This window comes from Ectobacillus panaciterrae DSM 19096, assembly GCF_000430785.1.
In the GTDB taxonomy this organism is placed as follows: domain Bacteria; phylum Bacillota; class Bacilli; order Bacillales; family Bacillaceae_G; genus Ectobacillus; species Ectobacillus panaciterrae.
On record NZ_AUMR01000015.1, the window covers coordinates 78408 to 99862 of the forward strand.

Sequence of the window (21455 nt, forward strand, 5' to 3'; positions counted from 1 at the left end):
ACGTGAATTCATGTGTGAATTCACGCTAAAAATGTATTGTGGAATTAAATTTTGCACCTCAAAAGAGAACCCGTTAGCTTGTAACAGCCCTCCTTTTTTTGATGATTACTTCTATAATTATCTTTATAATTACGATTCGTTATTAAATAAATAATCGCAATAAAGCCATTAAGACGACACCAGTAATGACTGTAGCTGATAAACTTTTCGTCCGTACAGCAACTAAAAGAGTAGGTATCATAACTATAATGACTGTCCAGTCAATTTTTAGCGAATGATTCGTTTCAATAATAAAACTCTCTACAACAAGTGCTGTAAGAATACAAATTGGTACAAAAGAAAGCCATTTTAATACAGGTTCAGGTAGATTAACATTTCGAACTACTAAAAACGGGATAACTCGTGGAATAACTGTTACTAATGTACATCCAAGTATTACAAGCAAGATTGTTAGATTGATACTCATTTATCTGTCACCACCCCAATAGTTGCTACAATAATAGTCGCTATAATAACAGCTAGATGAGCTGGAATAAAAAAAGATAAAATAATCATAGCAATTGTCATATATGCGATTAAGGATAAGTAATGCTTTAGCTTTGCTGATTTAACGCTTTGTAACTGCAAAACAAGCAAAGCCACGAACATTGCTGTTACAGCAAAATCTAGACCGAATACTTGCGGATTAGAAATCCAATTACCAAAGACGGCTCCGATCACACAAGATAAAATCCAAAAAATATATGCAGTCACATTTAAACCATTCATCCAACGAGCATTAACCTTTTCACCTTTTATGATTTTGTTCATTGCAACACCAAATGACTCATCTGTAACAAATACCCCAATCCCTACATTTTTCACTAAAGAATACTTCGTAAAATGAGGAGCAAGAGTTGCACTTAGCAGAAAGTTTCGTAAGTTCACAATAAAGGTTGTTAATATAATGGCTGAGATCGGGCTGTTAGCTGCTAACAAAGCACATATGATAAATTGAGATGCTCCAGCATAAACAAATGCTGATAATAAAGCAATTTCTATTACACTCAGTTTAGAAGACACACCTACTATTCCAACTGCAAACCCCACACTAAAGTATCCTAGCAATGTCGGCACACAATCTTTTACCCCTTGTACGAATGTTGGAGTAATTTCCATTGTATCGTCTATTTTTCTTTCCTCAATCACTATTCTCCCTCCTCGTTCGTTATATTATACGTTTGTTTGTTATATTATAATCTCGTTCATTATAATAAACAAGAGTATATTATAATAACAATACTTTAAGGAGAAAAATGATGGATCCTATACAAGATATTATTGCGAACAACCTCATCAACCTTAGAAAAAGCAGGGGGCTAAGTTTAGATAAAGTTTCTGAATTAACTGGAGTTAGTAAAGCTATGCTGGCCCAAATTGAAAAAGGAAAATCCAGTCCAACTGTCTCCACCCTTTGGAAAATTGCAAATGGTCTTCAAGTATCTTTTTCTGTATTTATGAAAGAAGACAAGCCGCAGGTAACGAAAATAAATATAGAACAATTAACTCCCATTATTGATGATGATGGAAATTATCTTGGCTATTCTTTTTTTTCTTATCATCCAGAAAAAAAGTTTGAAATTTACATAGTGAACCTTAAACCAGGATTTACTCATCAAGCACAAACGCATTTAGGGGAAGAGTATATATTAATAAAAGAGGGGGAATTAACGCTTGACCTTCAAGGAGAGAAACATGTATTGGCATCAGGAGACGCCATACAATTTACAGGAACTACACCACATAGCTACATAAACTCTTCAGAAGAATTGGCAAGTTTTTTTCTACTTATGTATTATCCAGAACCAGAATAATGTTAATTCATAACAGTATGCACTTCAAAAAAGAGACAGGAATACATTCCTGTCTCTGATGGATCTTTATCAATCATGAAAATTCATGCCGTCTGTCACTGCTTTGACGACGCCGGCGCGGATGACAAAGTCACCGAAGTGCTCGCCTTCCTGCCGTTCTTTCGCGTAGCGGGAAAGAAGCATTCGCAATTCACTCAAAATTTCTTCTTCCCCAATGTTTTCGCGGTACATCTTGCTTAGGCGGCTGCCGTCAAAGGCTGCACCGAGATACATATTGTATTTGCCTGGCGCTTTACCGATAAAGCCAATTTCGCCGAGCGCATGGCGTGCACAGCCGTTCGGGCAGCCGGTCATACGGATGGTAATTTCTTCGTTCCGCAGGCCGTTTTCATCAATAATGGCCTCAAGCTTATCAAGTAGAACCGGTAAATAGCGTTCCGCTTCCGCCATCGCCAATCCGCACGTCGGAAGAGCGACGCACGCTAGCGAGCTACGGCGGATTGCTGTATAATGCTTGCCATCCGTCAAACCGTATTGTTCGATCAGTTCGCTAATCATTTTCTTTTTCTCGCTTGTTACATTGGCAATGACCAGGTTTTGATTGGCCGTCAGACGGAAATCACCTGTATGGATTTTGGCGATTTCGCGCAAGCCGGTCATCAGCTTGTAATCATCAAAATCCGCGATGCGGCCGCCTTCGACAAATAGCGTAAAATGCCATTTTTCTTTAACGCCTTCCACCCAGCCGTAGCGGTCGCCATTATGGTCAAAATGATACGGTTTCGCTGCATCCAGGCTCCAGCCGAGGCGGTTTTCTAGTTCAGCCTTGACCGTTTCCAGCCCGAGCCGATCAACTGTGTACTTGAACCGGGCATTTTTGCGGACGGAACGGTTTCCGTAGTCGCGCTGAATCGTAATAACTTTTTCCGCCACATCATGGATTTGGTCCGGTGTACAGAAGCCGATTACTTTAGCGAGCTGCGGATACGTCGCTTTGTCGCCGTGCGTCATGCCCATGCCGCCGCCGATCGCCACGTTAAAACCGACAAGTTTGTCATCTTCCACAATCGCAATGAGTCCAAGATCCTGTGAAAAGACATCAATATCATTCGATGGCGGAACGGCGATCCCGATCTTAAACTTCCGCGGCAAATAAAGCGCTCCGTACATTGGCTCAACTTCATCCACTTCCGGCGTACCGGCCACTTTTTCTTCATCCAGCCAAAGTTCATGATACGCTCTAGTGCGTGGCAATAAATAATCACTCAATAGTTTCGCATATTCATATACCTCGGCATGGATCTCAGACTGGTACGGATTCGGATTACACATAACATTACGGTTTACATCGCCGCACGCCGCAATCGTATCCAAAAGGGACGCATGGATTTCTTGAATTGTTTTTTTCATATTCCATTTTAATATGCCATGCATTTGAAACGCCTGGCGCGTTGTCAGTTTTAACGTTTCGTTGCCGTATTTTTGGGCAAGCTCATCCATGACAAGCCATTGCTCCGGTGTAGCTACACCGCCCGGCGTACGGACACGCAACATGAACTGATACGCAGGCTCAAGCTTTTGCTTTTGGCGCTCATTGCGGAGATCTCGGTCATCCTGCAAGTAGCTGCCGTGGAATTTCATCAGGCGATTGTCATCGTCGGAAATTCCGGAGCTGATCGGTTCTAACATTGATTCCGCCAGCGTACCGCGCAAATAGTTGCTCTCTTCTTTAATGCGCTCAACATCACTTGGCGGGCCGTCCGGCGCTTTTAAATTTGGGTTCACCATGTTGAAAAACTCCTTTCAATCCAAAATCAGTATACATCACGCTGGTAACGTTTTTGCTGTTTCATGTCGGCAATGTAGGCTTCCGCTTGTTCACGGCTCATGCCGCCTTCTTTTTCGATAATCTCAAGCAGAGCGTTATGGACGTCACTTGCCATGTTTTTCTTATCTCCGCAAATATAAACGGCTGCTCCTTCTTGAAGCCACTCGAACAGTTCTTTGCCGTGTTCAAGCATGCGGTGCTGCACATATACTTTTTCATCTGTGTCACGCGAAAACGCGACATCCATTTTCGTCAGCACACCGTCTTTTACCCATTTTTGCCATTCGGTCTGGTAAAGGAAATCAGTTACGAAATGCTGGTCGCCGAAGAACATCCATGACTTTCCTTCCGCTCCAGTTTCTTCACGCTCCTGCATAAAGGAACGGAACGGCGCAACACCTGTCCCCGGTCCAACCATGATGATTGGCGTTTCCGGTTTTTCTGGCAGCTTAAAGTTCTTGTTAGGCTGAATGAAAATCGGCAATGTGTCCCCTGACTGCAGACGCTCCGCGCATAAAATCGAGCAGACGCCTTTTCTTTCGCGGCCGTGTGCATCGTACCGGACGGCACCGATTGTCAAATGCACTTCATCCGGATTCGCGGATAAGCTGCTCGCAATCGAATAAAGACGTGGCGGCATTTTCCGAAGTACGGAAACAAATTCTTGCGCCGATTCGCCCCAAGAACCAAAATCACGGACCAAATCAAGCAAATCGCGTCCTTCAATATACGCTTTTAATTGTTCTTCATTGCCTGGCGATACAAGCCCCTGTAAATCCTCATTCGCTGAAAGCTGCGCCACCTGTTTAAGAAGCGCTTTTGTTAAGCCTGTAATTTCGAATTGAGAGGTAAGCGCTTCTTTAAGCGGATAAACGTCTCCTTGTTTATTGACGGTCACCATTTCTTCTGGATTCCATTTTATTTCTTTAAGAAGCATATCTACAAGAACCGGATCGTTTTCCGGATAGATACCGAGGCTGTCACCCGGTTCAAATGTGAGGCCAGACCCTTCAAGCGATAACTCGAGGTGGCGCGTTTCTTTATTCGAACCGCGGCCGTTCAAATTTAAATTTTCAAGCACTTCTGCTTTAAACGGATTTGTTCTTGAATACGCCGATTCGCCTGCTTGAGGTGCCGCTGCCAAAGCAGGAGCAGCACTTCCGCCCTGTGCTTCACTTAAGCCGCCAAAGACTCCTTCAAGCCATTGGGCCGCCGGCTCATCATAGTCAAGGTCGCAGTCAACGCGCGGATATAACCGTGTGCCGCCGAGCTCTGCCAGCCGCTGATCGAATTCTTTTCCTGTCTGGCAGAAAAACTCATACGAGCTGTCTCCAAGCGATAAAACAGAAAAACGAAGATCGTCAAGCTTTGGCGCCCGTTTACCATGAAGAAACTCATGGAACGACAGCGCGTTATCCGGCGGTTCACCTTCTCCATGTGTGCTCACGACAATAAGCAGGTTTTGGACTTTTTTCAAATTGTTCGGCTTAAAATCGCTCATGGACGAGACAGTTACTTGAAAGCCTCGCCCCTCAAGCGTCTTGCCCGCTTTCGCTGCAAGCCCCTGCGCGTTGCCCGACTGTGACCCGTAAAGAATGGTCACTTCTTTTGAGATTTTCTGCCCTGTGCTTCCGGCAGAAAATTCTGACGCCGGCGCGGATGGTGTTCCCGGAACGGAAACCGGCTGGGACGCGGCCAGATAACCGCTCAGCCAGAATTTTTGTGATTCTGTCAAGGTCGGCAGAAGACGATTAAGGAGCTCTGCCTGCTCCTGATTAAACGGACTGTTCACTACCTGAAGTTGCAACGATATCCACCTCACAAAGAAATATAAACTTACCATATATCATTTTAATTTATAATGACTGGTTTCAACAATTCTTACCCTCCACTTTTTAGTGAAAAAATGATTAATTTTATCTTATCTCTACTATTCCTATAAATCAAGTCGGTTCTAATTGCATAAACCATTAGAAAATTCTTATAGATTAAATTTTACCGGAAGACACAATATTAGTAAAATATATATAATTTATTATAGCTATTAAGATTACTAATAATAAGGTGGGATTCTTTTGTACTATGACGCGTTAAAAACATTTGTAACCCTTGTAGAGGTTAAAAATTTTACAAAAACAGCCGAAATACTTCTCATGTCACAGCCAAGTGTAAGTTTACATATAAAAAATTTAGAAAAAGAACTCCAAACTAAATTATTTCTGCGTTCGCCGAAATTCTTAAAAATCACCCCAACTGGCGAGATTTTATACGATCGCGCAAAGCAAATGATCACTATGTACGAACAGACTAGACAAGACATTCTGGAACACCATAACTCCATAAAAGGAGAATTAAAGATAGGCGCAAGTTTTACAATCGGCGAGTATATATTGCCTTCTTTACTTCTTGACCTTCAAAATGACTATCCAGAACTTGAACTTCAAGTTGTAATTGGAAATACAGAAGAAATCGTTCAATCTGTCCGGTTGTATCAAGTCGATATAGGTTTAATTGAAGGCCAAACAAATGAAAAGGAGCTTTCCGTACACCCTTTTATGCAAGATGAGTTATTTATTGTTTCTTCGAACAATCACAACCTCGCTTGTAAAGATGAAGTTACCATTGCTGACCTTCAGAATCAAGCATGGGTAACCAGAGAAATTGGATCAGGTACACGTGAATATCTTAACCACGTCATTCGTTCAAATGGTTTGAAAGTTAAATCGCTTCTTACCATAAGCAGTAATCAAGGAATTAAAGAAACACTTATGAATGGCATGGGGCTATCTCTCCTATCCCGCAGTGTCATTGAAAGAGACGTACAGCATAGGAATCTTTCTATTATTCAGTTGAAAAATCAGCCCTTTAACAGAACGCTTTCCTATGTTTATTCCCCTATAATGCAAGATAAAAAGAACGTTAAGACATTTATACATGCATTAAACAAAAAATGGCCTAACAAACCTAAATCAACATAAACGATTCATTACAACTTTATAAATCCTTTTTAAGAAACATAAAAGGCAACTCCCAAATGGGTTAGTTGCCTTCCCTTTTAACGAGCAATTAAATTTTGACCTAAGATAAGGCCCTTCTTAAATGCTGCTTCAACCCACTTAGGATACTCTTCTATTAATAAATCATATAAATGATCATCCGAAATCGAAGATGGATCCTCTACACTAAAGAAATTAGCATTATCAACAACTCTACCTTCCATATATCAAGGTTTTCAAGGACTCCAAAATTAGAATTCCCAATTCCTACGATTAAGCTGGTTGTTTTAATTTATCAGCTTTATCACTTTTCTGGTTCTTGAAATATCCAGTTGCAAGTACAAGGACTGTTACGACAGCTAGGATTACATATGATACAACGCCATGCGGAATATCAATTAGTTCATTCAAACTCTTATCTTTTAAAATCATTTCTCCAGCAGTCCATGCTAGAATGCCTGCACCAGCATAAGCAATCCAAGAGAATTTATCCATGGCCTTTACGATTGCTTTTGAACCGAAGATCATAATAGGAATACTAATAGCTACGCCAAGAGCGATCATACCTAAATGACCATGAGCGGCTCCTGCTACTGCTACCACGTTATCTAAGCTCATAACTGCATCTGCAATAATGATTGTTTGAACGGCTTTAGCCAAGCCATTGTGAGACTTAATATTCGCGTCCTCTTCACTTTCAACCAATACCTTATAAGCAATCCAAAGAAGTACAATCCCCCCGATGATGTTAACGTAAGGTACCTGAAGTAAATAAACAATAACTGCCGCAAATCCAATTCGGAGCATTACAGCCCCTGCTGTTCCCCAGAAAATCGCTTTGTTCTGTTGTTCCTTCGGCAGATTTCTTGTTGCCATGGCAATAACAACCGCATTATCCCCAGACAGTATGATATCAATTAGTACAATTTTTAATAAGGCAAGTAACGCCCCCGATGAAACGGCAACACCAAGTGTCAGAAATGAATCTATCATGTTTAAACATATCTCCCTTTTTTAGTAAGTAGAAATTACACCTGCAGACCATAATTACGACATAAAGATGCTAATCCACCAGAGAATCCACTTCCAATAGCATTAAACTTCCAATCGTTTCCGTGTTTATATAGTTCACAAACAACCATAGCAGTTTCAATAGAGAAATCTTCTCCTAAGTCGTAACGGATAAGTTCTTGTCCATTAGATTCACTTAAAATACGAACATAGGAGTTGCTTACTTGTCCAAAGTTTTGGTTGCGTGTTTCTGCGTCATGGATAGTGATTGTGAAGGCAATCTTCTGGATGCTGTCAGGCACACCAAATAAGTTGATTTTAACTTGCTCATCATCACCATCACCCGCACCAGTACGGTTGTCACCAGTGTGCTCTACTGCTCCATTCGCACCTTTTGTATTGTTGTAGAAAATGAAATCATTTTCAGATGCACACTTCCCATTCGCACCTAGTAGAAATACAGAAGAATCAAGATCAAAATCTTGACCGCCGTCATACTTATTAACATCCCATCCTAGCCCAACAACAATGTTAGTTAAACCCGGATTCGTTTTTGTTAAATCTACTTTTTGACCTTTAGATAGAGTAATAGCCATCTTTGAATTCCCCTCTTCTGTAAGCTTTATATTAAGATTTAAAAATTAATCAAACGTAGCGATTTGCAATATCTCCAATGGAAACGTCTTTAGTACCTTGACCTACTGCAGAAAATTTCCATTCGCCAGCGTGACGGTAAATCTCACCTGCGAATAAAGCCGTTAATCCAGAGAAGTTATCAGTAATATTGTAATGCACTAGTTCATTGTTACTAGAAGCATCTGCTACACGGATAAATGCATTTTGAATCATGCCAAAATCTTGTTTTCTTTGTACGCATTGATAGATATTTACAACAAAGACAAGTTTATGTATATAGGCAGGTACCTTGTTTAAATCAACAAGGATTTGTTCGTCATCCCCGTCTCCGTCACCAGTTAAGTTATCCCCAGAATGTCTAACACTTCCACATTTACTTGTTTTATTTCCGAAGTAAATAACGTTCTTTTGATCCACAATTTTTCCTTGCTCATTTAGCATTAAAACTGAGGCATCACAATCTATGTTACTTCCACTACTGCCAAAACCAAAGAATCCCCCACTCTTTTTAACAGGGTCCCAACCTAATCCAATTAAAATAGAAGAAAGACCAGCTCGACCTTTGGTTAAATCGATTTTCTGTCCTTTTTGTAATGAAATAGCCATCTCTTCACACTCCTTCTCTATCAAATTATCACGATGACGTGATGAACACTGAAATAATACCATATTTCTCCCATATATCCAACTCTTTACTACAAATCCTCCTATTTTCAGCACAAAAATCTTGAAAGCTTAGATACTTAAAAAGGATGTGTACCTGTATGAAAAAGGCTAGTTTTTTAGAGGAAATATGAAGGGTTGGAAGATTTATTATCAAATCCTCTATAGACTTCTAGAGATACCTCAAAGACTATATCATCTTTTGATTTAATTATATAAATCCTATTAGTCTTTCAACGTCTGAACTACATCCATTCTTTGTAGAACCTTCTGGTAAATCTTCCATAATCTGTGGTGCAGTGAAGCACGGCATGGTTGGCTAAATGCCGATCATTGAAGACATACGAAAAGATCGACAAAAAATCGGGCTATTTCTTTTTGTATAAAATCAACACTAAAGTTTAATAAAACATAGGACAAAAAAGACCACTCAGCAGGAATGCTAAGCGGCAAAATACCGTTGCGATAGGGATTTCGAAGAATTAAGTCTTCCTCATTATTATAAGCGAATCTTAATTTTCTGACTGATTTATCGTTAGATAATCTGACAACCTTTTGTACCTAGTTTAATATGCCAAATGAATTTTTAATAAATAATCATTCTTGAATGTCCAGCCATGCAAAATTAATTGTTTACTTATCAATTACATGATCTGATCTGGATCGACTAAATGGGCTATCACCAGTCAGAAGAATGATAATCTGCGAGTTTCTTAGCGAAAAAAATCCATCAAGCATAATCCACTCTGGATCATCCCCAGTTCTGTTATGAATGCAGCATGCGGCAAAAAATTGTTTTTGAAAGAAGGATGGTTGTTGCATCGATTGCTCTTTATAGAAAGGTGTAAGCTGAACCATTGGTAATGAGTATCGTAAACCGACGCCCATCCATTTCAGAAAAGCCTCTTTCGCAGCGAATCCAGAGCAAACAGCTAGAGGATGGGACAGCTCGACTCCCAGCCAATCTGCCCATGCTTTTAATTCTCCAATCTGAAATACCTCCTCAACAAAAGCGCTGCTGTAAGGTTCTATCGTTACATTATCAATCCCTATGCGGGAGCGGGAAGCAACAGCGTACGCCTTTTTATCAGCATGGGTTATAGATAGATGTACCAAAGGCAGTATATATGCCTCATCAGAAACAACATAAGGCCTTCCCGCCTCTTCTCCCTGCTCGGTCCGAAGAATTGACAGCCGAATGTGTTCCGGGAGCGACAGATAAGAACGAACCGCGTGTTTGGCCGCGATTCTTCCAGCGATAAAGTCTCCGATGCGCTTTGGTGTCGTTTTTTCGCCTAACAGCTTTCTTTCGTTTTTTGTTATAAAATGAGCGTCATCAAACATCGATGTTACAGGACAAAAAGCAAGTGAGAAATCCCTTGTCATCGTTTGATTCTCCTTGCAAGGAATTTCTGGATTTCCATGATTGCATCCCCGTTTTCACCGATAACCCATATATCAAAGATAATATCCGTACCATCTTGTCGAACAATTCGGCTGTATACCTTCACTCGCTCATTCACTCCCCTTCTTCTGCCAAATAAAACCGTTCCGATCGAGATAGGCAAGCTGACCTCTGAGGAATGAAAAGAATCTACGCTTACAGCGATTTGCATGGCGATATCGATTAAGAATGGATCGGCTTGTAAAGTTGGCGCATTTGTAAAAGAGAATAATTTCCGTTCTTCAGGAGGTTCTGCTGTAGCAATACCTTCCGTCTCATTCATCGTATATTCGCCGGCTCTGCAAAACAGAGGGCCGATTTGCAATGTATCGCGATGAACGTTGTAGTGTACGCTCGAGTAAGCGGCACCTTTGACGGCAGGGAACGTTCTCTGCTCTAGGTTTCCTCTTTGCTTGATAAAGGTGAATGCCGCTGAAGCATTCACTCGATCCTTGTAAAGTATGCGTCCTTTCACAGATAGATCTGTAAAGGCCTTTACGAATATCTCTCGTTCATTACTTTTCTCTTTCGTTACAGAGGCTTCCGCCCGTACACGCACAGGCTTATCGGAAAACAATTTTATCGCATGGAGCACCTCAAATTGTTGAACGGAACGAATAATCCATCCGGGTGAGGTGACAGCGGCCGCTTCAGCAAGGAGCTCCAAATAACACACCATGGGAAAAATCGGGATTCCATCCAGGCAATGCTGCTCTAAATAACAATCCTTTTCTCTGTCAATCTCTCTTTCAATGATTGCCTTTTGAGAGTTTTTTTCCATAAGAGTATCGATAAAAGGCCAATCTCCAGGGTTAACAGGGATGCTTCTGTCTTGGAATGACAGTGAACGCTCCTTTCTGCCATCCGCTTCTGGACCTACGAACACCCACTCTCTTAAAAACCTTTCTCTAACAATCACAGTCTCTCGATCTCGCCCTAACGCCAACTCGCTTAAGAACCAGTAAACTCCTTCTTCCGTAGAGATGAACGGGACTCCATTATTTTTCAATGCTTCAGTCATAGCTGGATCGGCCACGGCCGCTCCGACAGATTCCCATGCGGTCCAATTAAGCGTTGTATGATGCAAAAGGTGTTTTCTCTCCCGGCATTTCGCAACGAATAGGGCTGACATCAAAGAATTGGCCGCGCTGTAATCGGATTGACCTTTATTGCCGAATCGACCTGCACCCGAACCGAAACAAATAAAGGATTGCAGCGGAATATCTTTTGTCGCATCCAGCAGATGACACATTCCCATAACTTTTGTTTCGATGGTACGATCTATCATTTCCTTCGTTTTTTTCGGAATGATTGTTGACCACTCTACCATCGCCCCGTGGACGACCCCATCGATGCGCCCGTACCTTTGGAGAATGCGCGAAACCATGTTATGGACTTGATTAGCATCATTGATGTCACAGACTTCATATATGATACCCAAGCGTTTTGCTTTCTTCATATTTTGATAAAGCTCCCGTTCTTTCACCAGGTAGCTGAACTCCTTTTTAAAATGGGCAGGAGTAAGTGATGGATCCATCTGACGCTGTTTTATCAATTGTTCCCGTTTATAAGCGGCGAACTCCAGGTCATCCATCTCTAACCACGGGGCAGACTCATCTCGTATTTTTGTCCGGCCACATACGATAACTTTCGCTCCTAAAAGAGATAGAGCCGCGGCACACTCAAATACAACACCACGTCCCCCACCTGAGAACAAATATATGTCCCCCTTGCGGATTTTCCTGGCCAACGGTGTTTGGTCGAAAAAATTGGATTGTTTATGATGAACCACATAGCGTCTGTCTGTATACGCCACTTCTGTTCGTTCATTTCCGTCTTCTATTTCTTGGATGATAATAGGAATCATGCTCTCTATCGATTCATGTGCAGGAAAATCAATTGTTTTCGCAAGCACGTTTGGCAGCTCTGGTTTCAGGGATTTCAGCAAGCCTTGTAAAAAAGCACCCAAAACGTTTCCGTAATCGCAATCCGTTAAACCAAGATTCCCCCCTAGACAAGTAACGGCGACATAGCATACTGTCAACGGGGGTGCCTGTTCAAAACGATCATAAAAATACCGCAAAAGCATGAACGTAAAATCACTCACGCTGCTTATTTCTTTAGTCAAACTATCAGCTGCCAGCCCGATTATATCCGGCCGTTCTTCCAATGTGCGCAGGTCTAGAATACCCGTTAATTCACCATGTTCCCGTTCCCATAAAGCCAAATTTTCATGTAGAATATCTTCTGTTGTCATCTCGAACGGCGAGACGGAAAAAACAGCGGCACCTCGTTGTTCCAATGCTGTTTTGTATGCCCGCCATTTACTCGCTACATCCTGAACGAGAACGAGTCGTTTTCCGCGCAAGGGAAATAACGCTGGCCTTGCAGGTAACGATACCGGCACTAGCTCTACGGTAAAGCGGTCGGCCCGTTGCGGATGAAGCGGTCGGGGAAGCGGCTGCGAGAATAAATCGGGCATATCTTCTCTATTTTTTTGCCATTCTTCCACAACAAGAAAATAGTTGATTCCCCCGAGCCCAAATGCGCTTACACCTGCCCGCCTTTTATTGTCTTCCCTACTTCCCCACACCCTCGGTTCCGTTGCTAAATTGGCAAGCAACAAAGGAGAGCGACCATCTGTATAGCTGGGCGGGATGATTTTTTCATGCAGGGCAAGTGTTGTTTTAATTAAACCGATAATACCAGCCGCGGAACTAAGATGCCCGATTTGTGACTTAACGGCGCCGATAGAATACGGTTTATACTTATGGTACTCTCCGAATACCATCCGATACGTATTCATTTCCGTTTCATCGCCCAAACGAGTTCCTGTGCCGTGGGCTTCTATATGCTCAAGATCTTCCGGTCTGACACCCGCCTCCTGCAATGCTCTCTCAATGGCTCGTTTTTGCCCTTGGCTGCTGGGCGCGAGCACTGAAGTGCCCTTGCCATCGCTCGAGCAGCCGATTCCGCCGATAACGGCATAAATCTGATTATTATCTCGAACAGCATCTGAAAGTCTCTTCAGCACAACTGCACCTGCTCCTTCTGCAGGCACGAACCCATCGGAATCCTCATGAAAAGGTGGTATTCCTTTTGACGACAACGCTCCTAGAGCATGCAAGGTCAGATTGTACTCGGGAACAATATGATGGGAGACTCCCCCCACAATTACGGCATCGGCAAGATTAGCACGCAAACGATTGACAGCAGCTTCAACAGCAGCAAAAGACGAAGCGCAAGTAGCATCGACAGACAAGATTCCTCCCCCGATTTTAAGGGCCTTCGCCACATAATGAGCGTTCGTCAAGCCTGTGCTTGCCAAAAGAAAATCATACTCTTGACTGTTCTCCTGCCTATAACAGGAAATCACATTGTTCAATACGCTGGAAATCATAGAATGGGACATATCCTGTTTCTGGAGAACAGTACGAACAAGTTTCATATAATCAGTGAAAAATATCAGCTTGTTTTTCGCGTTCTCCGCTTCCCGGATCGGCAACTGTCCGAACAGAACACTTACCCGATCCTTATCTACTTCGGTGTCTATAAGTCCTGCTTGTTCTGCGGCCTCTATACCGCAAAGAAGCGAGAAGATGACACCTTCGTCCAAACGGCTTAATTCTTTTTCGTAAATGCCTAATTTCCCTAAATCCAAGCCTGGAATCTGTACAACTCCCGCCAATTTTGACGGAACGTCCAAACGCAGCTCTTCATTATTTCCGATTATCTTGTCAAAGCTCCACTTCCGCTCCGGCAAATCACCGATACTTCGATAGCTGAGTTTTGTATGTTTCCAGAATGTCTCAATATCCTTCGCGCCCGGGACAATAGCACCCATGCCAACGATTGCGATCGGTTCTGTATCTGGCCCATAAGAAACAGACACTGATTGATGTCTTGCTGAATCTGCTGGAGCGCTTAGGAGCGCATGATAAGCTACGGGAGCGATTCCTACATCACTCACCGCGGCAAGACCGGCTTTATTTTTCTTGCATTCTTTCTCGTAAAATAACGCCAAGGCTGCCCTGACCAAGGCTGTCATGCCAGAGGCGGCTTGCAAAAATCCTATATGAGGAACACAGGATGTTATCGGTATATCCCCTCCTATTTGTTGGACACCGTACACCGATGAGAGCCCCTCTAATTCCGCTTTTTCCCAAAAACTGAGACCGATATTTCTGCTTTCTATCCTTGTCACACTGTCAGGAGTGGCTCCTAATTGTTTTAACGCTTCCACAGCGGCCTTTGCTGCGGCTGTCGCAATATCATGTTGATTGATGCGATCTTGTATCAGAGAAGAAGCAATGCCTTCTATATATGCATATACTCGTCTCTGTCCGACATCTTCTTCACGCATGAGGATAAATGCTGCTCCTCCTTCACCCAAAATCGGAATGTGTTCAGAAAACGTGGGATCCACCAGGTACTCTACAATGCTGGATGCAGTAACCAGAGGGGAAATTCCTGCGACCAAAGCAAAATCGCAGGCATCCTGTTGAAGGGCAAGAACGGCTTCTGCTGTCGCTGCCAAGGAACTGCAAATTCCTGCATCCACAGCAGCATGACCGCCTTGCATGTCGTACAAGTTGGCGATTCTCCCGGCGACCAAACTGGCGGATGTTGTCATCGTATCAGGCCGGATGGGAGGAGCCGTCTGCTTATGCAAAGCCAATACATCATCACATACACATTTTGCTATATCAGGATGGGTGCGGTTCAATACTTCCTCCAGGATGCGGGTAAATTCCCCTTGTCTAATACACGGGCCATGATCTGTCTCCGGCGAAGGGCCAAAGGTGTTCGAGGCAATGTAGATCTTCCCCTTCGAAGACAGCTTCGTTCCTCTTTCGATTCCCGCATCCTGTAAAGCTTCATGCATAACGGAAAGCCCTATCTTTTCCATAGGATGCATATGACGAATCTGCTCCGGGGGGATGGGGAATTTCCGATAGTCAATCTCAGATGCATCAACCAACCCTCCCAGCATTTCACCTTTTCCTTCCATTCCCCAACATGCTCGGTATATCTCTGCGTCAAACCGCTCCAAAGGGATTTTCCCGATCGCTCGATTCTCGTTTGATATCATTTCCCAAAATTCCTGCAATGTATTTGCACCGGGCACCCTGCATGACATGCCAACGATTGCAATCCGTTTTTGAAAGCTCATGTTTTTCATCCTCTCTATCTGTTTAACAAAATACCCGTCGTTTCATTCGTCCGAACATGAGCGTTTCACTCTAATCGTTTTCCAGAGATTTCTTCCCAACGGGCCAGCACACGGCCATGCCGATCCACAAGAGTGAGATCGGCACGGTATTCCAGATGTGAAGCGGATAGCAGTTCGACGAACAGAAAACTCTCCTCTTGGTTTTTCAAATCGCAATAACATTCCAGATTCTTTGCGCCGCCCACCCTGACTTTCCGTCCGTACTGATAATGCCAAGTCTGAACAGCAGCAAAGCACGCAGCCTCATGAATCGATTGGAATCGTTTCATAAGAGTTTCGTAATTTATGTCCGAGTACTTCAATTTGGCTATCATATTCCAAGCACCGTCGTGCTTTATCCATTCAATGGAAACAGTTTGACCTTGAAATACCCCGCTGTCCTCTTCCTCCGCGGCAAGCTGGCTTCGCCTTGCATGTTCGTCCATGTAACGGATTGTTTCCTTAATGTCTGATCGCACTCTGTCATCTTGCGGCCGATAAGTTACAATCCATTCATCCGTCTCGGACAAGGAATCAGGGGGCATTATTCGAAAAAAGAAGATTGTTTTGCTTCTATAGCAGTTCCTTTCAATCTAGCATGGAAATAGGTAATAATTTTTCGGAGGGTATGATAGTCCCGAACTCGAAAGCCCTGTTCTTGTTCTAGTCTAAAGTGTTTGCGAGCCTCAGCCAAAATAGCGACCTGTTTTACAGTATCGATTCCAAGGTCAGCTTCTAGATCCAAGTCCAGTTCAAGCATGTCTGCCGGGTACCCTGTACGGTTTACAGTTAGATCCATAATGACTTGCTGTACGTCTTCCATGGTAAATGCGGGAGATTTTGCTTCCATCGTTGTGGCGACGGTATTTTTAGATGTTTGCAGTTGCTTCATGTCACCCAACTTGAAAACGAAATAATCCACCATTTTTTGTAATGTAGCATGATCGCGGATTTTGAATCCCGCTTCTTGTTCCACCCCGAAATGCAGGCGTGCTTCACCCCAAACGGCAACCTGCTTTACCGTGTCAATCCCAAGGTCAGCCTCCATATCCAAATCAAACTCAAGCATATCTTTAGGGTAGCCAGTACGCTGTACCATAAGGGAGAGCAAATATTCTGTTACCTCTTCACGGATACTGCTTTCATCTCTATGCAGAGGCTGCTTTTCGTTCATGACGTCCTGACTGGACTCCGCTAGCTTTTCTTTTTGTTTTGGACTTTCTGATACATGTGCGGCGGACCCTTCTGCCTTTGCCTCCATTTTGGACTGCAAGAATGCATCAATCATGTCTCTCAATGATTTCAGAAACAGGAGCGTTGCAGTGTCTCCTCCCTTTTCCGGAACCATCATGGATATCCCTTGCAACAGATCGCCTGCTGATACTGTCTCTTTTGTCGTTTCATCTCCGAATTTCATTTCTGTACCTACTCTCTCCTCGTGGGTATTTTTTGGGATCAACTGCCCTTTCCCGTGTACAAACATACAAGCCAACGCACGGTGAATTTGTTCGACTTCACCGATTTTTGGATGTAAAGAAGCCTGCGCACAAAAATCCTTCTCCCCCAATATCTCTGAAATAAAAGAGCTGATCGCCCATTTGGGGCCGCACTCTATAAACAAACGAACACCATTTTCATGTGCGGTTTCAATCGCTTGCCTTAAGCGCACCGGTTCAATAAATTGGCTTTCCAGTAACTCCGGATAATCTTGAACAGGTATCTGCCGGAGGTTATCTCCGGTGATGGTCGAAATCAGATCGCACTTTGGCTGATAAAATATACAAGTATCCAAAACGCGCCGATAAGGTTCACGTGCTTCGGAAATCATTAAGGAATGATAGCCATGGGATACAGGCAGCAATTCTGCCTGGATGCGGTTTCTTTCATAAATGCCCTGCAATTCCTGAATCGTTGGTGTTTCTCCCGAAACGATACACATGCGCGGGCTATTATCGGCTGAAATTTCGCAGTAACCCTTCACTTCTCTGAAATGCTTTTTCGCTTCTCCAGCAGAGCAATGGACGGTCATCATTTTCCCGGGATCCTTTCCTTGAAGCGAGAGAACGGATAAGGTTCTTTCTCTTACCGCCTTAAGAGCATCTTGTAACGATAGAGCTTCCACTGCGACCAAAGCAGCCAACTCCCCCGCACTTTGCCCGATCGCGGCGTCAAATTCCAATCCATATGTGCGCAACAACATAAACACGGCGTAATTCACAGCGAAAACCGCACAATGAATATCTTCATCATTTTGCTGGAAGTTCTCAGGAGAATCCGTGAAGAAGGTACCGCTCAGCGATTTGCCGCACAGAGATTGGTATTCTCTATCAATACGCTTCATAATTTCCGCCGCTGCTGGGAAATGTTCCATCACAGCTCTTAACATGTTCGGATACTGGACGCCTTGACCGGGGAATACGACACCGACACGCAAGTGCGGCTCCGCTTTCCCTATAAATACCCCTTGCTGCCGCAGAAAATCTGTGTTAATTCCTTTAGAAACGGCTGTTGTGAGGAGCTTTGCCTTACGCAATAATTCCCGGGAATCTTTGGCGACGATTCCGACGCGATATAAACCAGGATGCTCTGGATTAATGGCTTGCTGCATCTGACTGATCGACAGCAGGTATTGTTCTTCAGGCTGCTTCGAAATTTCTTGAGCCGCTTGAAGCATTTTTCTGACACAATCTGCTAGATTCGCCCCCTGTGTCGCTGCGATTGGCAAGATATGATCCATCTTTGAAGATTGATGTGAAAACGGAACGGAACGGATTTGCTGCTTGGTCGGCTTATATTCTTCAAGTATCATATGACTGTTAGCTCCTCCTAAGCCAAATCCGCTTACACCGGCCCGGCGCGGCTGATCCTGTTCCGTCTCCCACTGTTCACATGAAGTCACAACCTGTATGGCCCCGCCGGCGCTTTCGAGCTTCGGATTAAGGATTCCCACATTGATGGAGGGCGGTATCACACCTTCCCGCATTGCATAAATGGTCTTCATCACTGCCGGAACAGCAGCAGCGGCCAGCAAGTGACCTATATTCGATTTCACAGAGCCGATGTGCAATGGTTTCGTTCTATCCGTACCGTATGCTTTCATTAGCGCCTCTACCTCAATCGCATCTCCCATTGCAGTTCCCGTACCATGACACTCGACATAATCCACTTGCTCCGGAGATACGCCCGCTTGTTGGAGAGCTTGAATCATGGAACTCGATTCCCCTTCAAGAGAAGGAGCAAGAATTGAACCGCTTTTCCCGTCAGACGTGCAGACAACGGATCGAATGAGCGCGAATATCTTTTGACCGTCCCTTTTCGCATCCGATAAACGGCGAAGCACAAAGAAACCAGCACCTTCTCCAGGAACAAAGCCGTCCGCCCGCGCATCGAACGGTCGAATCCCATCGGCTGACAACGCTTGGATTCCGCACCCGCCTACATAAAATTCTGGAGACATGTCGGCGTTAATGCCGCCGACCAATACAGCATCGCTTTTCTTGTGACGGAGAGATTGAACCCCAGCCCAAAAGGCAAGATGAGCAGAACAACAGGCGGCATCAACGGTTAACTGCGCTCCCTTAAAATTGAAATGCTTGGCGATGCGTCCGGTTGCAAGGCTTCCCAAATAACCCGCTAGCGTATCTTCTGTGACTTTCGGAAGATTCGCTGTAAAAAGCTGCTCTGCTTCATCCAAGATATGACGTTGCAGGGCGGGAGGAATCGAGTATTCACGCTCTTCTAAAACCTTTGCAAAGATTTGATGAATTTCTTGATAATTCACGCGGACATCAGCGAGAAACTTTTTATTTTGATAAGGTAAAAATCCTAATATGACGGATATTTGTTCCCGATCCCATGTTTCTGGATTATATCCAGCATCTTGAAGGGCTTGCTCAGCGCAAATTAAAGCAAGTTGGTGCGATTCATCAACGTAAGGAATCGATGCCGGCGGGATTTTCCACTTTGAAGAGTCATGCTGTTTAAATGAAAGAAATCCACCAAGCTTTGTATAAGATTTCTCAGGAACTGCTTTGGAACCATCATAAAATAGGCCGCAGTCAAATCTTTCATTTGGAATTTCTATGATTGCATTTTTTCCCTCCAACAGATTTGACCAAAATGTCTCCTTATTATCTGCATCAGGAAATATCCCGGACATCCCGATAATGGCGATCGGCTCATCTTCAAACTCTGAACATGCGCTGGCCTTAAGCGCCGTATATTCCGGCGAATAGGCTTCCAATACGGCATGATAGTTTGTTCCCCCAAATCCAAATGAGCTAACAGCTGCTCGAGGCAATATTGATTCTTCTTGAGGTTTTAATGGTGCAGGTCGACTTGGCAGTACAAATGGAGTTAATGGTAATTCCATGTAAGGATTTGGCGTATGAAAATGGATCTGCGGCGGAATCCTCCGATGATACAGCGTCAATACGGTTCGCAATAACCCTGCTGCCCCAGCAGCGGGACCCAAATGCCCGATATTGGCTTTCACTGATCCAAGAGCAATTTTATAGGACGCGGCGCTGTCATGAAGACTAGAGAGCGCCTTGATTTCACTCACATCTCCTACCTGTGTGCCTGTAGCATGGCATTCAATATAACTGATTGTTTTAGGATCAACTCCTGCGTCCTCGTAAGCGCGTTTCATCGCAAGGGATTGACCGCGGTAATCAGGCGCAAGCAACGATTTTCCGCTGCCATCGGAAGAACATCCGATTCCTTTGATAACAGCGTAAATATGCTCCTCGTCCCGCACCGCATCTTCCAAACGCTTTAAGGCAAACATAGCCGTCCCTTCTCCAAGAAGCGTTCCGGCCGCATCCGCATCAAACGGCCGAATTGCAGACTTCGCCAAGCCGCCCAACTTAGAAAAAGCAATCATATTCAGCGGAGTGAGAATCTCGCTCGCTCCCCCGACAAGCGAAAGATCTACACTCCCTCCTTGCAAAGAGCGGATTCCCATTTCCAGAGCGGCAAGAGAGGAAGCATACCCGGAATCGACGGAAACATGAGGTCCTTTTATATCAAAATATTGAGCAATCCGGCCGCACGCAATACTCGCGAGCGAATGAACAATCATGTTTTCAACCGCTGCCGAGTTCAAACTTTGATCCATTTCAGCCGCCGCGGATTCGATGATCTGTCCCTGTATATCATCAGATAAGGACGAAAAGCCTGGGCTGGCTTTTAAGGCTTGCATCATCGCGTCCCTGTGTATCTGTAAACCAGTATCTTTTTGCCAGCCTGAACCGATCGATCCGATGTAAATTCCTGTACGTTTTTTCGGCAGGATCTTAATGTTATCCAACGCTTGGGCACCTGCATCCAAAATCATAAATTGCATAGGGCTGCTTGCTTTCACCTCAGAAGGCGGAATGCGGAACTTCCTCCAGTCGAACTCATAGTTACAGATCGCTCCTGCCGTTTTCGTATAGGTTTTATCCGGCTTGCTGGAATCAGCATCATAAAAAATCTCCCAATTCCAACGGTTATGGACATGCAGAGGCCGTAAAGCTATATGTCCATTTATATTATTCTCCCAAAATTGCTGCGGCGAAAAAGCATCGGGCAGAATACAACCCAATCCCACAATCGCTATGTCTTTTTGATACCCGCTCAAATTCTATTCCTCCCTTGACAACACAATCTATGTCCTTTTCATGTCTCAAGCGAATATCGCTGCGTGCGTAGGACCAGATCGTCTGCTTGAAAGCCAATTTGCTTTCATTATGCAGGGATTATTTTTCCTGCATCTGTAAACCGATTATAAAGAATGTAGCCAAATGAAGGGAGGATGATTTATTATCAT

14 protein-coding genes are annotated in these 21455 nt (G+C 43.8%); 2 read left to right on the forward strand and 12 right to left on the reverse strand.

Annotation, left to right across the window (positions count from 1 at the left end; translation table 11 throughout):
• Positions 1-142: 142 nt before the first annotated feature.
• Entirely contained in the window at positions 143-466 is a 324-nt protein-coding gene (locus tag H540_RS0106490; protein ID WP_028399944.1) for an AzlD domain-containing protein, read from the reverse strand.
• Positions 463-1158 (reverse strand): AzlC family ABC transporter permease, encoded by a 696-nt coding sequence (locus tag H540_RS0106495; protein ID WP_034670479.1) that lies wholly within the window; start codon positions 1156-1158, stop codon positions 463-465. Before H540_RS0106495 ends, H540_RS0106490 begins: the two co-directional genes overlap by 4 nt.
• Positions 1159-1298: 140 nt before the next feature.
• Between H540_RS0106495 and H540_RS0106500 the strand changes: the two genes are divergently transcribed.
• Positions 1299-1853 carry a helix-turn-helix domain-containing protein gene (locus H540_RS0106500; protein WP_028399946.1) on the forward strand — a complete coding sequence of 185 codons (555 nt, stop codon included), beginning with the start codon at positions 1299-1301 and terminating at the stop codon, positions 1851-1853.
• Between the two features lie 69 nt (positions 1854-1922).
• Here the strand turns inward: H540_RS0106500 and cysI are convergent, their stop codons facing one another.
• A complete protein-coding gene (gene cysI, locus H540_RS0106505; protein WP_028399947.1) occupies positions 1923-3641 on the reverse strand; it encodes an assimilatory sulfite reductase (NADPH) hemoprotein subunit in 1719 nt (572 codons plus the stop codon).
• A gap of 26 nt (positions 3642-3667) precedes the next feature.
• A complete protein-coding gene (locus H540_RS0106510) occupies positions 3668-5488 on the reverse strand; it encodes an assimilatory sulfite reductase (NADPH) flavoprotein subunit (protein ID WP_028399948.1) in 1821 nt (606 codons plus the stop codon).
• 268 nt (positions 5489-5756) lie between these two features.
• Here H540_RS0106510 and H540_RS0106515 point away from each other — a divergent pair, with 268 nt between their 5' ends.
• Positions 5757-6659 (forward strand): LysR family transcriptional regulator, encoded by a 903-nt coding sequence (locus H540_RS0106515; protein WP_028399949.1) that lies wholly within the window; start codon positions 5757-5759, stop codon positions 6657-6659.
• A 77-nt stretch (positions 6660-6736) separates the two neighbouring features.
• Here H540_RS0106515 and H540_RS31860 read toward each other — a convergent pair whose 3' ends face one another.
• The 8 genes from H540_RS31860 to H540_RS29090 all read right to left on the reverse strand — a co-directional run bounded on the left by H540_RS31860 (position 6737) and on the right by H540_RS29090 (position 21266).
• Complete coding sequence (locus tag H540_RS31860; RefSeq protein ID WP_081415037.1) at positions 6737-6901, reverse strand: VWA domain-containing protein; 165 nt, start codon at positions 6899-6901, stop codon at positions 6737-6739.
• Between the two features lie 49 nt (positions 6902-6950).
• A complete protein-coding gene (locus tag H540_RS0106525) occupies positions 6951-7670 on the reverse strand; it encodes a TerC family protein (protein ID WP_028399950.1) in 720 nt (239 codons plus the stop codon).
• Positions 7671-7705: 35 nt separating this feature from the next.
• The gene (locus H540_RS0106530; protein ID WP_028399951.1) at positions 7706-8284 is read right to left on the reverse strand and encodes a TerD family protein; all 579 of its coding nucleotides are present in this window, start codon (positions 8282-8284) and stop codon (positions 7706-7708) included.
• A gap of 49 nt (positions 8285-8333) precedes the next feature.
• On the reverse strand, positions 8334-8930 hold the full coding sequence (locus H540_RS0106535) for a TerD family protein (RefSeq protein ID WP_028399952.1): 597 nt from the start codon (positions 8928-8930) through the stop codon (positions 8334-8336).
• Between the two features lie 690 nt (positions 8931-9620).
• Positions 9621-10373: a 4'-phosphopantetheinyl transferase superfamily protein gene (locus H540_RS0106540; protein WP_028399953.1), complete on the reverse strand. Its 753-nt coding sequence runs from the start codon at positions 10371-10373 to the stop codon at positions 9621-9623.
• Positions 10370-15604: an SDR family NAD(P)-dependent oxidoreductase gene (locus tag H540_RS0106545; protein WP_028399954.1), complete on the reverse strand. Its 5235-nt coding sequence runs from the start codon at positions 15602-15604 to the stop codon at positions 10370-10372. The genes H540_RS0106540 and H540_RS0106545 overlap by 4 nt, the downstream gene beginning before the upstream one ends.
• Positions 15605-15669: 65 nt before the next feature.
• The gene (locus H540_RS0106550) at positions 15670-16122 is read right to left on the reverse strand and encodes a hypothetical protein (RefSeq protein WP_155890961.1); all 453 of its coding nucleotides are present in this window, start codon (positions 16120-16122) and stop codon (positions 15670-15672) included.
• A 65-nt stretch (positions 16123-16187) separates the two neighbouring features.
• Positions 16188-21266, reverse strand: a complete 5079-nt coding sequence (locus H540_RS29090; protein WP_051317009.1) for a type I polyketide synthase — start codon at positions 21264-21266, stop codon at positions 16188-16190.
• Between the last annotated feature and the right edge of the window lie 189 nt (positions 21267-21455).

Bases quoted from the DNA above. Each gene is read 5' to 3' on its own strand.
- H540_RS0106490 (WP_028399944.1), bottom strand. From the start codon at position 466: ATGAGTATCAATCTAACAATCTTGCTTGTAATACTTGGATGTACATTA.
- H540_RS0106495 (WP_034670479.1), bottom strand. From the start codon at position 1,158: ATGGAAATTACTCCAACATTCGTACAAGGGGTAAAAGATTGTGTGCCG.
- H540_RS0106500 (WP_028399946.1), top strand. From the start codon at position 1,299: ATGGATCCTATACAAGATATTATTGCGAACAACCTCATCAACCTTAGA.
- cysI (WP_028399947.1), bottom strand. From the start codon at position 3,641: ATGGTGAACCCAAATTTAAAAGCGCCGGACGGCCCGCCAAGTGATGTT.
- H540_RS31860 (WP_081415037.1), bottom strand. From the start codon at position 6,901: ATGGAAGGTAGAGTTGTTGATAATGCTAATTTCTTTAGTGTAGAGGAT.
- H540_RS0106525 (WP_028399950.1), bottom strand. From the start codon at position 7,670: ATGATAGATTCATTTCTGACACTTGGTGTTGCCGTTTCATCGGGGGCG.
- H540_RS0106530 (WP_028399951.1), bottom strand. From the start codon at position 8,284: ATGGCTATTACTCTATCTAAAGGTCAAAAAGTAGATTTAACAAAAACG.
- H540_RS0106535 (WP_028399952.1), bottom strand. From the start codon at position 8,930: ATGGCTATTTCATTACAAAAAGGACAGAAAATCGATTTAACCAAAGGT.
- H540_RS0106540 (WP_028399953.1), bottom strand. From the start codon at position 10,373: ATGACAAGGGATTTCTCACTTGCTTTTTGTCCTGTAACATCGATGTTT.
- H540_RS0106545 (WP_028399954.1), bottom strand. From the start codon at position 15,604: ATGAGCTTTCAAAAACGGATTGCAATCGTTGGCATGTCATGCAGGGTG.